Here is an 11,717-nt window from a genome sequence, read left to right on the forward strand (position 1 = left end):
GTCTGGTGCGGCAGGAAAAAGAACCCTGACAAGGACCTACGGAGCGCCAGACATGGCCACATCCTTTCTTCTCTCCCCGCGCTACCGCGTGCTGCTGGCCGGGGTGTTCAGCCAGATCCTGTGTATCGGCGTGGCACGCTTTGCCTACACCCCGTTGCTGCCGGTGATGCAGCAGCAGACCTGGCTGAGCGACGCTGACGGCGGCTGGCTGGCCGCCCTCAACTACGCCGGCTACATGCTGGGTGCCCTGACCGCGGCTTCCATCCGCAGCATCCGGCTCAAGGACACCCTCTATCGGATTACCCTGCTGCTAGCGGTGCTCTCCACCGCCGGCATGGCCCTGGTCGACAGCTTCTGGCTATGGGCGGCCATGCGCTTCGTGGCGGGCTTCTCCAGCAGTGGCGCGATGCTGCTCGCCTCGGGGCTGATCCTCCACTGGCTGATCCAGCATCGCCAACGCGGCGAACTAGGCATCCACTTCGCCGGCCTGGGCGTGGGCATGCTGGTGGCGGCGCTGGCGGTGGAGCTGATGCTGCGTCTCTCCTTCGACTGGCAGGCCCAGTGGTGGGGCTTCACGGTCCTGGCCGTGGGGCTGCTGGTGCCCGCCTGGCACTGGATGCCGCGCCCTGCAAGGCCCCTTCCCGGCGCCGCCGCTGGCAGCCAGTGCGAGGCCACGCCCCCCAGTCGGGCCTTCATGCGGCTGATGCTGGGGGCCTACTTCTGCGCCGGCTACGGCTATGTAATCAGCGCCACCTTCATCGTGACTATCGTGGAGCGCGAGCCGCTGTTGGCCGGTGCCGGCAACTGGGCTTTCGCCCTGGTGGGGTTGGCCGCAGCACCCGCGGTAATGCTGTGGGATCTGGTGGCCCGACGCATCGGCTACCTGGGTGCGCTGATCAGTGCCATGCTGCTGCAGGTGGTGGGCATCGTACTGCCGGTACTGACCGACAGCCTTACCGGCGTGCTGGTGGGCGCCGTGCTCTATGGCGGTACCTTCCTGGGCTGCGTGAGCCTGGTGCTGACCATGGCCGGCAGGCTCTACCCGCAGAGCCCGGCGCGGATGATGGGGCGCATGACCCTGGCCTACGGTATGGCGCAGATCATCGCGCCGGCGCTCACCGGCATGCTCGCCGAGGCCACCGGCCACTATGACATCGGCCTGTGGCTGGCCGGCGGCTTCGTGATCCTGGGCGCCATGCTGCTCGCCTGGCTGCGCCAGGTGGATCAGACGGCCCAGCGGCTGGATGCCGAGGCGAAGGAGGCAGCCGTATGACTCGGCTGTTTCCAGGATCCCTGCTCGTGTGCTGCGAAGCTTATCCCGACCCGCCTGTAGCGGATCGCTGAGCACCCTCAGCTCGTCGAGGTTTCAGACGATGCAAACTCCTCGGTGTCGATATCCGCTTGCTGGGCCTCGCTGTAGCGGCCGCCGGCGACTTGTTCCGGGGTCATCATGGCGTTCAGCCGGGCCACGGTTTCTGGCGCCAGGCGGATATCCTCCGCCGCGAGGTTCTCGCGCATGTGTGCGCTGGAGCGGGAGCCGGGAATCGGAAGGATATCGTCTCCCTGCGCCTTGACCCAGGCCAGCGCCAGTTGGCTTGGCGTCACGCCGAGCTCTTCCGAAACGGCCGTGAAATCGGCCAGCAGGCTCAGGTTGCGGGGAAGGTTGTCGGCGCTGAAGCGCGGCATGTTGTGGCGCATGTCGCTTGCCTCGAGGCGCTGCGTGTCCTCGATCGCCCCCGCCAGGAAGCCCCTGCCCAGCGGGCTGAAGGCGACCAGTGGGATGTCCGACGCTCGGCAGGCCTCGAGCAATGCAATCTCGGGGTTGCGCGTCCACAAGGCGTATTCGGACTGCACCGCCGCGATAGGATGCTCGGCATTGGCGCGGCGCAGCGTGGTCGCAGATACCTCGGAGAGCCCGACGGCGCGTATCTTGCCTTCCTGTACCAGGCGCCCCAGCGCACCGACGCTTTCCTCGATGGGCACCTGGCGATCCAGCCGATGCAGGTAATACAGGTCCAGGTGATCGGTGCGCAGGCGCTGAAGGCTCGCCTCGCATTGACGGCGGAGCGTCTCGGGACGCCCATCGATAACCTTCTTGCCGAGCTGCGGGTCGATGGCCATGCCGCACTTGCTGGCCAGCAGGAGCTGGTCACGCTTGCCCTGGAGCCCCCGGCCCAGCAGGCGCTCGTTGGCGGTGGCGCCATAGAGGGTGGCGGTATCGAAGTGGCGATAGCCCATGTCAAAGGCCGCATCGAGGGTGCGCAGCGCTTCAGGCTCGGGAACGGGGGTGCCGTAGCCATGGGAGAGGTTCATGCAGCCCAGGCCGATGGTGGGCGAAGAGACTTCCTTGAGGCGGTCAAAAAGCGTGGACATGGCAATCCCTGTAAGTCGGCAGGCATGCGACACACCGCGAAATCGGTGCGGACATCCTGCCATCATGCCGAGGCGGGACAATACGTTGCAAGATCAAGGCAATCGTAACCGGTCGATACATCGCGGTTTGATGGATAACCTATCGGGTCGCCTCCCATCACTCAGTCATCCCTGAGACCGGGCTGCAAGGACGTCACTGGGTGAGTGCGTTAGAGTGCTCCCCAATGTGTCAACGACCATCGGCAGAGTTCCACCAACGCCGGCTGGAAAAGTGAAACGGAGTTGATGTGATCCATTCCATCTGCATTATGCGACTCTCCGCCATCGGCGATGCCACCCACGTGGTGCCGGTCGTGCTGAGCCTGCAGGAACAAGTGCCAGGCATCGAGATCACCTGGGTAATCGGCAAATTGGAAGCCAAGCTGATTGGCGATTTGCCCGGGGTAGAGTTCGTCGTTTTTGACAAGAAGGCCGGTCTCGAAGCCTATCGGGACTTACGCCGTGCCATGAAGGGCCGGCGTTTCGATGCCTTGCTGCACATGCAGGTATCGATGCGTGCCAATCTGGCCGCTGCCCTGATTCCGGCGGCGATCAAAGTCGGCTATGACAAGGCCCGCAGCAAGGACCTGCACAGCCTGTTTATCAATCGCCGTATCCCAGCCCAGCCGCAACAGCATGTTCGCGATTGCCTGGCGAGTTTTCTTGAACCCCTCGGCCTGGTGCCGGCGCCTCCGGCATGGCAGATACCGCTGACAGATGCCGATCGTGCGTTCGCTCGCCAATACCTGGCTCAGGACCGGATGAATCTGGTGATCAGCCCGTGTGCCAGCCATACCTTGCGCAACTGGCCATCGGAGCGCTATGCCGCGCTGGCAGACCACGCCAAGGCAACGCATAACGCTAACGTGATCCTGGTAGGTAGCCCGGCGGCGTTTGAAAAAACCGTCTGCCAGGAGATCGAAAACCAGATGAGCGAAGACGTCGTCAATATCTGTGGGCAGGACACCCTCAAACAGCTCGCGGCCTTGCTGGCCGGTGCGGATTTGCTGGTTTCACCAGACACTGGCCCGGCCCACATCGCCAGTGCCATGGGCACGGATGTACTCGGGCTCTATGCCGCCAGTAATCTCGATCGTTCGGGTCCTTATCAATCACTGCCCTGGTGTGTGAACCGCTACCCGGAGGCGTTGGAGACCTTCACCGGCAAAACCGTTTCACAGGCTCGCTGGGGTGCAAAAGCTGAGTTCGAAGGGGCGATGGAAATGATTTCGGTCAACGATGCGACCGATATGCTGGACCGGTGGGTGATGGCAAGACGCTAAATTGCCGCGGCTCTCCTGGCGAGCCGTCATTTCCTTGCGGTGTAATCCTGATAGGACTTTTCTTCCACGAACCGCGAGCCAAGTGCCAGGTTCACCTCTTTCTTGATGGCGGCCCGCCGATCATTGGTGACATAGACGGCACGCGCCAGTTCGATAAAGCGGGGGCCGAAATCCTGCGCCGCCTCCTGGTCGCGAATGTCGTCCTCGATCACCCACAGCTCTTCATTGACGGCCTTGAGTCGGGCGCGCAAATCGGCAATTGCCGAGGGGTCCTGAACCGCTTCATCCCAGGTATGGCTCAACTCTTCCAGTTCCAGCCGCACGTTCTTGACTTTCGCCGGGTCAGCGATGCGCTCGGATTTGATTTCCAGAATGGTCATTTTATCCAGCACTTCGCCGAAGGAGACCGGCACTTGGATGACATCTTTCATCGGGGTTCCTGTAGGACATTGGGGGTCAATTCGCCTCAGGGACGAAGGCCATTGCCCCGTCAAAGCTATATAGGCGTCTTTCAGTCGGCTGACGCTGTCAGTTGATTGGCATGCCAGGCGATCATGCGTTCCTCGTCGGTGGGAATGACCCAGGCGCCGACGCGGCTGTCGGGGCGGGAAATGCAGGCCGCATCGCGACGATTGGCATCATCATTCAGCGCAACGCCGAGCCAGGCGCAGCCCCGGACGATGGCCTGGCGCACCGGGGCCGCCCGCTCGCCGATGCCGGCGGTGAACACCAGGTGATCCAACCCGCCCATGGCGGCGGCGAGGCTGCCGATCTCGCGGACGATGCGATAGACGAACAGCTCGACCGCCTCCCGGGCCTCGGCGGCGTCGCTTTCCAGCAGTTGGCGCATGTCGCTGCTGATACCGGACACGCCGAGCAGGCCGGAGCGTGAATAGAGCAGGTCGCTGACCTCGTCGACGCTCATGCCTTCCTCGCCGATCAGGTGCAGCACCAGGCCGGCATCCAGGCTGCCGCAGCGGGTGCCCATGGGCAGGCCGTCGAGCGCAGTGAAGCCCATGGTCGAGGCCACGCTCTGGCCGTCGTGTATGGCGCAGAGGCTGGCGCCGTTGCCCAAGTGCGCGACGACGACGCGCCGGGCGGGGTGGCCGTTCAGGTGACGCGGCAGCCTACGATTGATGTAGTCGTAGGAGAGTCCGTGAAAGCCGTAGCGAATCAGGCCTCTTTCCGTCAGCTCGCGGGGCAGGGCGAAGTGCCTGGCCACGGCCGGCTGGGTGGTGTGAAAGGCGGTGTCGAAACAGGCGACCTGGGGAGTCTCGGGGAGCCGCTCGGCCAGGCGCCGGATCGGCTCGAGGCCGTAGGGCTGGTGCAGCGGGGCCAGGGGCTCGAGGGTCTGCAGTTCGTCGACGATCGCCACGTCAAGGATCACCGGGTCGTGGAAGCGGCGTCCGCCGTGCACCACGCGATGGCCGATCACGGCGATATCGTCGAGATCGGGACGCTCGCTGATCCAGTCGAGCAGCCGCATCAGCGCGTCGTGATGGTTAAGCGTAGGGGGCAGGTCACTGAAGTGACCGGCCTGCACCGGCTGACCCTCGGCGTCTTTCAGGCGGGCGGTGGAGGCGGCCTGGCCACCTTCACCGAGCCCGGTGAGCTTGCCTTGATAGCGCAGCGCCAGGCTGTCGAGGCCGTGATCGTCCGCACCGGGCGGGGCAAACAGGGCGAACTTAAGGCTCGACGAGCCGCTGTTGATAACCAGGATATCGCCCATCTCAGCTCTCCTTTTTTCGCGCGGCGCCATGGCGTTGCTGGTAGTCGGCCAGCAACAGCGCCAGGGCGCAGGAGGCCATGCGCGTGATGGCTTCGTCGGCGCGGCTGGTCAGCACGATCGGTACCCTGGCGCCCAGCACGATGCCGGCACCGGTGGCGTCGGCGAGGTAGGTGAGCTGCTTCATCAACATGTTGGCGGCCTCGAGGTCCGGGGCGACCAGGATGTCGGCGCGCCCGGCCACCGATGAGACGATGTGCTTGGCTTCGGCGGCGGCCTCGGAGACAGCGTTGTCGAAGGCCAGCGGACCGTCGAGGGTGCCGCCGGTAATCTGGCCGCGCTCGGCCATCTTGCACAGCGCGGCGGCGTCCAGGGTGGAGGTGATCTTGGGATTGATGGTTTCCACCGCCGAGAGGATCGCCACCTTGGGGTCGGTGTTGCCCAGTGCATGGGCGAGCTCGATGACGTTCTGCACGATGTCGCGCTTGTGGGCCAGCGTCGGATAGATGTTGATGGCGGCGTCGGTGATGAACAGCGGGCGCGGATAGGTCGGCACGTCGAAAGCCATCACGTGGCTGATGCAGCGTTCGGTGCGCAGGCCGCTCTCGCGCTTGAACACTTCGCGCATCAGCTCGTCGGTATGCAGGGCGCCCTTCATCAGCGAGGCGGCGCGCCCTTCGCGGACCAGCGCCACGGCCTTTTCCGCCGCGGCGTGGCTGTGGGGCGTGTCGATCACCTCGAAGTCGCGAATATCGACCTCGGCGGCGTCGGCGGCCGCCTGGATCTTGCCGGCGGGGCCGACCAGCAGGGGCTTGATCAGCCCGTGCTCGGTGGCGGCGACGGCACCCAGCAGCGATTCGCGATCCACCGGGTGAACCACGGCCATGGCGATGGGGTCGGGGTGGTCGGCGGCGGTAAGAATTTCATGCAGGCGACCGCGCTCGGCGAGGCGAAACTCGGGCATGACGGTGCGCGGGCGACGGATCTTCTCGGTCGGGGCGAGTACCTGGGCCTGGCCCTCGATGACCGCCTTGCCCTTCTGGTTCTCGCAGCGGCATTCCAGGTCGAGCTGCTTCTTCGCCTCGTCCTTCGCCGTGACCCGGACGCACACCTTGAGCACGTCGCCCAGGTTAACCGGGGCGTGAAACGACAGGGTCTGTCCCAGGTAGATGGTGCCGGGCCCGGGCAGCTGGGTGCCGAGCACCGTGGAGATCAGCGCGCCGCCCCACATGCCGTGGGCGATCACTTCCTGGAAACGCGAGCTGCGGGCGAAGTCATCGTCGACATGGGCCGGGTTGATATCACCGGACATGATCGCGAACAGCTTGATGTCGTCCATGGTCAGGCGCTTCTCGAGACACGCCTGGTCGCCGACCTGGATCTCGTCGAAGGTGCGGTTCTCGATATAGCCATCGTCGCCTGTCGCGCTCATTTGCCTCTCCTTGTCGTTCGCTTCGCCATTGCGACCAGCGTCGCCTTGGCCATTATCCTCGATTATGACATGGAGCTCAGGCGTGGCTGTGGTCGCCGGCATCGACATAGGGCATTAAATCGACATAGGGCATCGAATCGATCTATGCATCGAATAGAAATAGGGCATCGAGTCGTGCCGCGAAGCCGTCAGCGCAGAGAGGGGAACTCGGCGACCGCCGGCTGGGTTGACCTATCGGAAGGCGAGTCGGCCGCCTGCACGTCGTGCGCGTATGCGATGCGTTCGGGATGGGCATAGACATTGAACCGGCCCTCGCGCAGGAAGCCGACCAGCGTGACGCCGAACTCCCTGGCCAGGCGCACGGCATAACTGCTCGGCGCCGAAATGCAGCAGACCATCGGCACGCGCGCCATGATGGCTTTCTGGATCAATTCGAAACTCGCGCGCCCGCTGAGCAGGACGATCTGGCCGGCAAGCGGCAGTTGGTCGTTCATGAGCGCCCAGCCGTTGAGTTTATCCAGCGCATTGTGCCGCCCGACATCCTCGCGAACGGCGCGCAGCTCGCCTGTCGCGGTGAACAGCGCCGCGGCGTGTAGTCCGCCGGTTTGCGCGAACAGTGCCTGATGGGCCTGCAAGCGGGCGGGCAGCGAGGAGAGCAATTCCCCGCTGACATGGGGCCCCTCCTGCAGGGCGTCGAGAGGTTCAAGCGTCTCGAGGTTGAGCTTTTTCTTGCCACACACTCCGCAGGCGCTGCTGGAAAGGGATGAGCGCGCCAGCCGCTCGGCACCCTGATGGTTGAAGCCCCGGATGACCAGCTGCAGCACGTCGGGTTGGCCGACCAGATGATCGATCACCTTGAAGTCACAGCGCGCCCGCGCCAGCCCTTCGCTGAGCATCAGGCCAGCGGCCAGTTCGCGGTCGTGGCCGGGGGTGCGCATGGTAATGACCGGTTCGGTCCCGACGACGCGAATTTCCAACGCCTCTTCCACGGCGATGAAATCTTCGCGAGTGTTGGCGCCAGTGGCTTGCATCGATACGATATCAGTGGGAATAAATCCGTTTACTCCGCCGTTCATGATCCTCTCCCTAGATCCGTTGACCCCATCACACGAGGGGTAGGGTCGCGAGCCTCGCGATGCCTTGAGGTTAGTCGAGGGCAAAAGGGCTTGCCACACGGCATCGGGATAGACAGGCATGGGGATAGCCAGGCAGCGATGAATGGCGGAAGAGCGTGGGAGTCGAACCCACCAAGGACTGCTGGCAGCCCTTGCCAGATTTGAAGTCTGGCCGCCCCACCGGGGGTCGATCCTCTTCCATGAGGAGGGTTGGGGTGAATCAAGAGGCGTCTGCCGGGCGTCCCAGTACCATGACTCGGTGACATGGCTCGGCGACATAGCGGTGACAAAGCTCAGTGCCATAGGTCGGCCTGGCGAATCACGCGCTCGTCTCGGACCCGGCGCGTGTACCCCAGACTATCAAAGAACTCGAGAATGTGAATGGCCAGCTTGCGGCCGGTGGCGATGCGGTCGCGAAAATCGGCACAGCGCACCGTGCCATGCTGTGCTTCGAGGCGCTGAATGATTGCCGCCATGTCGCGCACCGCTGTGTCCAGGTAGAAATGATCCTTGCGCACCTGGTAGAGCCGGCCCAGGCGCGCGCAGGCGGTAAGGGCGGCGCGCAGGCGCTGCTCATCAAGCCCCTCGTCGCGTGCCATATCGCGCACGCGTGGCGGCTGGAAGGGAGTTGCCGCAAGCAGCGGTGCCAGGCGTTGCCAGAGCGTCTCGTCGGCGGCGTCCAGTCCGGCCCGATGGCCGGGCAGCGCGACGAAGGGCCCCTGGCGCTCGAGCCGGCCGGCGTCGATCAACGCTTTCAGCAGCGGCCGGAAGACGGCACCGGGAATGCCCGGCATGGCCTGACGATTCAAGCGCGCGCGCTCGGTGCCGGGCATGGCAGGCTCGCGTTGATGATTGGCGGCGACAATGTCCAGCATGCGCGTTTCCAGCGCCTCGATGGCCTGGTGGGAAAACGCCCGGACCTCATGCTGCGCCACCACGACGCGCCCCTCGAGCGACTCGACAATCGCGACCAAGGCGTCGAGCGGGGTGTTGGTGTGCCAAGCGATGGCGGCGAGGTCGAGCCCGTCCGGCCGGGCATCGAGCGCCACCTGCAAGGGCCGGCGCAGCTCGATCGGTGGGCCTTTTCTCGAGGCGTCTGCCACCGCCTCGGCCAGTGCCGCCAGCCAGGCCAGCCGGGTGGGCGCGCGCTGGCCGCGGCGCGGCGGGTTACCGTCGAGCACCACGCCGCCACCGAGGGTGGCATGGCCACCCTGGTCGCGGATCACGAAGCGGTCGCCCAGGCAGGCATGCACGGGTCGGTCGAGCACCAACTGGCTCAACATGCGCCCGCCGGGCGCCAGGCGCGGCCCTTCGAGCAGCGCCACCCGCCCCATGACGCGCGTGACGCCCAGGTGCACATGCACCGGCGTCCAGTGCGCCATGACGGCAGTGCCGTCGAGCAGCTGCAGGTGAATGTCCAGGCGCTTGAGGGCCGGGGTTTCCAAGGCGTCGGCAACCACCCAGTCGCCGCGCTGGACGTCGTCGCGCTCGATGCCGGCACCGGCGAGGTTGAGCGCCACCCTGTCGCCCTGGCGGGCCTGGTCGCTGGGGCGATGCTGCCGGCGCAGGCGGCGCACTCGTGCGGTGCGACCAGAGGCCACCAGGCGTACCGGGTCGCCTTGTCGCACCCGGCCGCTGAGCGCCGTGCCGGTCACCACCAGGCCGGCTCCCGGCTTGCTGAAGGCGCGGTCGATGGCCAGACGAAACTGCCCCTGGACAGGCGCCTGGCGTGGCGCAGCCGCCATCGACCACAGCGCGTCGCGCAGCGCGGCCACCCCTTCGCCGCTGCGGCTCGACAGGGGATAGATCGGGGCGCCGGCCAATGGCGTATCGGCCAGCAGGGCGGCGATCTCGCGTTGCACCTCGGCGCTGCGTGCCTCGTCGACCAGGTCGATCTTGGTCAGCGCGACGATACCGTTGGTCAGTCCCAACAGCTGCAGGATCTGCACATGCTCGATGGTTTGTGGCATCACCCCGTCGTCGGCCGCCACTACCAGGAGCACCGTGTCGATGCCGGCGCTGCCGGCCAGCATGTTGTGGATGAAGCGTTCGTGCCCCGGCACATCGACGAAGCCAAGATCGAGCTCGGTGTCTGCTTCCGGATAGGCGAAGCCGGCCTCGATGGTCAGGCCGCGCGCCTTTTCCTCCTTCAGCCGGTCGGTGTCGATGCCGGTCAGCTGCTGGATCAGCGCGGTCTTGCCATGATCGACATGGCCGGCGGTGCCGACGATCATGACGGGTCGCCTGCCGATGCTTCGGGGGCCGATGCCTGGCGATCAAAGGCCGCCTTCAGCGCGTCGAGCTGGCCGATGAAGGTGGCTTCCGCGTCGGCACCGTTCAGGCAGCGCAGGTCGAGCCACAGGGCGCCATCCTTGAGGCGGCCGATGACCGGACGCGGCAGTTGCCGGAACGCGCGTTCGAGCCGCTTGAGGGTTCGTGCCTGGTGTCGACGATCCGGGGTGACGGGTCGCCAGACCAGCGCCCGGCTGGGCAGCCGGTCGACGGGCAGCGAGCCGCTGCCCAGTTGGCTCATGCAGGGCTCGAGAGTGACCTCGATGTCCGCCAGCAGGGTCGTGGTAGGCGCCAGCACACGCCGGCCGGTGGCGGCGATGGCGGCTTCGGAGCGCGTCAGCATCGCTAGTGTGGGGATGTCGCGTTCGGGGGCGTCGCTGTCGCGATAGAGGCGTAGCGTCGCTTCCAGGGCGGCGAGGGTCAGTTTGTCGAGGCGCAGCGCACGCTTGAGGGGGTGGCGCTTGATCGCGGCAATCAGCTCGCGCTTGCCGACGATGATGCCGGCCTGGGGACCGCCGAGCAGCTTGTCGCCGCTGAAGGTGACCACGTCGGCCCCGGCGGCAATGCTGTCGCGCGGCTGGTTCTCGTAGGGCAGGCCGAGCCGAGAAAAATCGATCAACGCGCCGCTGCCCAGGTCGACCATCAACGGTACGCCGTGGGCGTGGGCGATGGCGGCCAGTTCGTGTTCGGCCACGCTGTGGGTGAAGCCGCTGATGGCGTAATTGGAGGTATGCGCCTTGAGAATCAGCCCGGTCGCCTCGTTCATGGCGGCCTGCACGTCGCGCGCGTGGGTGCGGTTGGTGGCGCCGACCTCGCGCAGCCGGCAGCCCGCCGCCTGCATGATGTCCGGCAGGCGAAACGCGCCGCCGATCTCGATCAGCTCGCCGCGGGAAATCACCGCTTCGCGCCCAGCGCCGAGGGCACCCAGGGCCAGCACCACGGCGCCGGCGTTGTTGTTGACCACCGTGGCGGCCTCGGCGCCGGTCAGCTCGCAGAGCAGCGTTTCGACCAGCCGGTCGCGCTCGCCGCGCTCGCCGTTTTCAAGATCGTATTCCAGCGCAATGGGGTGACGGGCCGCCCGGACCATCGCTTCGATGGCCGCCTCGGCGAGCGGTGAGCGCCCCATGTTGGTATGAATCACCGTGCCGGTCAGGTTGAAGAGCGCGCGGCACTGGGGACGGGCGAGCGCCTCGAGGCACGCCAGGCATCGCGCCGCCAGGCCATCGTGATCCAGCGGGGCGTGAGGGGTGTAAGACACGGCGCCGGCTGACCGCGCCAGCCGGGCCCGCTCGTCGTCGAGGGTTTGGCGCACGGCCTGGCGGGTGAGGCGCCAGCCGTGCCGCTCCCGCGCCTGTTGCACGTCGGGATGTGACAGCAGGGTATCGACAGCGGGCAGGCGGCGTCGAACGTCCGTTGTCGGCTTCATGACCCTCCCTGAGTCATTGACGCTCCTGGTA

At 66.0% G+C, this 11,717-nt stretch carries 9 protein-coding genes and 1 tRNA gene; 2 read left to right on the forward strand and 8 right to left on the reverse strand.

What is annotated here, in order from left to right:
* The first annotated feature begins 52 nt into the window (after positions 1-52).
* A complete protein-coding gene (locus tag BM341_RS06295; protein WP_089794019.1) occupies positions 53-1,273 on the forward strand; it encodes a YbfB/YjiJ family MFS transporter in 1,221 nt (406 codons plus the stop codon).
* A gap of 77 nt (positions 1,274-1,350) precedes the next feature.
* Here the strand turns inward: BM341_RS06295 and BM341_RS06300 are convergent, their stop codons facing one another.
* Positions 1,351-2,373, reverse strand: a complete 1,023-nt coding sequence (locus BM341_RS06300) for an aldo/keto reductase (protein WP_089794021.1) — start codon at positions 2,371-2,373, stop codon at positions 1,351-1,353.
* 287 nt (positions 2,374-2,660) lie between these two features.
* Here BM341_RS06300 and BM341_RS06305 point away from each other — a divergent pair, with 287 nt between their 5' ends.
* Entirely contained in the window at positions 2,661-3,695 is a 1,035-nt protein-coding gene (locus tag BM341_RS06305) for a glycosyltransferase family 9 protein (RefSeq protein WP_217646180.1), read from the forward strand.
* 26 nt (positions 3,696-3,721) lie between these two features.
* Here the strand turns inward: BM341_RS06305 and BM341_RS06310 are convergent, their stop codons facing one another.
* The 7 genes from BM341_RS06310 to selA form a co-directional block, all read right to left on the reverse strand.
* A complete protein-coding gene (locus BM341_RS06310) occupies positions 3,722-4,126 on the reverse strand; it encodes a hypothetical protein (RefSeq protein WP_089794023.1) in 405 nt (134 codons plus the stop codon).
* Positions 4,127-4,206: 80 nt separating this feature from the next.
* The gene (locus BM341_RS06315; protein ID WP_089794025.1) at positions 4,207-5,424 is read right to left on the reverse strand and encodes an acetate/propionate family kinase; all 1,218 of its coding nucleotides are present in this window, start codon (positions 5,422-5,424) and stop codon (positions 4,207-4,209) included.
* A 1-nt stretch (position 5,425) separates the two neighbouring features.
* On the reverse strand, positions 5,426-6,853 hold the full coding sequence (locus tag BM341_RS06320; RefSeq protein ID WP_089794027.1) for a bifunctional enoyl-CoA hydratase/phosphate acetyltransferase: 1,428 nt from the start codon (positions 6,851-6,853) through the stop codon (positions 5,426-5,428).
* A 188-nt stretch (positions 6,854-7,041) separates the two neighbouring features.
* Positions 7,042-7,929, reverse strand: coding sequence for a formate dehydrogenase accessory sulfurtransferase FdhD (gene fdhD, locus BM341_RS06325; RefSeq protein WP_089794029.1), 888 nt, complete (start codon positions 7,927-7,929; stop codon positions 7,042-7,044).
* Between the two features lie 143 nt (positions 7,930-8,072).
* Positions 8,073-8,168 (reverse strand) — tRNA-Sec (locus tag BM341_RS19215).
* 93 nt (positions 8,169-8,261) lie between these two features.
* Positions 8,262-10,202, reverse strand: a complete 1,941-nt coding sequence (selB, locus tag BM341_RS06330) for a selenocysteine-specific translation elongation factor (RefSeq protein ID WP_089794032.1) — start codon at positions 10,200-10,202, stop codon at positions 8,262-8,264.
* Positions 10,199-11,686 (reverse strand): L-seryl-tRNA(Sec) selenium transferase, encoded by a 1,488-nt coding sequence (selA, locus tag BM341_RS06335; RefSeq protein WP_089794034.1) that lies wholly within the window; start codon positions 11,684-11,686, stop codon positions 10,199-10,201. The genes selB and selA overlap by 4 nt, the downstream gene beginning before the upstream one ends.
* Positions 11,687-11,717: the final 31 nt, after the last annotated feature.

It is taken from the genome of Halomonas korlensis (assembly GCF_900116705.1).
GTDB classification, from domain to species: domain Bacteria; phylum Pseudomonadota; class Gammaproteobacteria; order Pseudomonadales; family Halomonadaceae; genus Halomonas; species Halomonas korlensis.

What these genes read in the sequence shown, in the direction of transcription:
- BM341_RS06295 (WP_089794019.1), top strand. Translation starts at nt 53, where the DNA reads ATGGCCACATCCTTTCTTCTCTCCCCGCGCTACCGCGTGCTGCTGGCC.
- BM341_RS06300 (WP_089794021.1), bottom strand. Translation starts at nt 2,373, where the DNA reads ATGTCCACGCTTTTTGACCGCCTCAAGGAAGTCTCTTCGCCCACCATC.
- BM341_RS06320 (WP_089794027.1), bottom strand. Translation starts at nt 6,853, where the DNA reads ATGAGCGCGACAGGCGACGATGGCTATATCGAGAACCGCACCTTCGAC.
- BM341_RS06310 (WP_089794023.1), bottom strand. Translation starts at nt 4,126, where the DNA reads ATGAAAGATGTCATCCAAGTGCCGGTCTCCTTCGGCGAAGTGCTGGAT.
- fdhD (WP_089794029.1), bottom strand. Translation starts at nt 7,929, where the DNA reads ATGAACGGCGGAGTAAACGGATTTATTCCCACTGATATCGTATCGATG.
- selA (WP_089794034.1), bottom strand. Translation starts at nt 11,686, where the DNA reads ATGAAGCCGACAACGGACGTTCGACGCCGCCTGCCCGCTGTCGATACC.
- selB (WP_089794032.1), bottom strand. Translation starts at nt 10,202, where the DNA reads ATGATCGTCGGCACCGCCGGCCATGTCGATCATGGCAAGACCGCGCTG.
- BM341_RS06315 (WP_089794025.1), bottom strand. Translation starts at nt 5,424, where the DNA reads ATGGGCGATATCCTGGTTATCAACAGCGGCTCGTCGAGCCTTAAGTTC.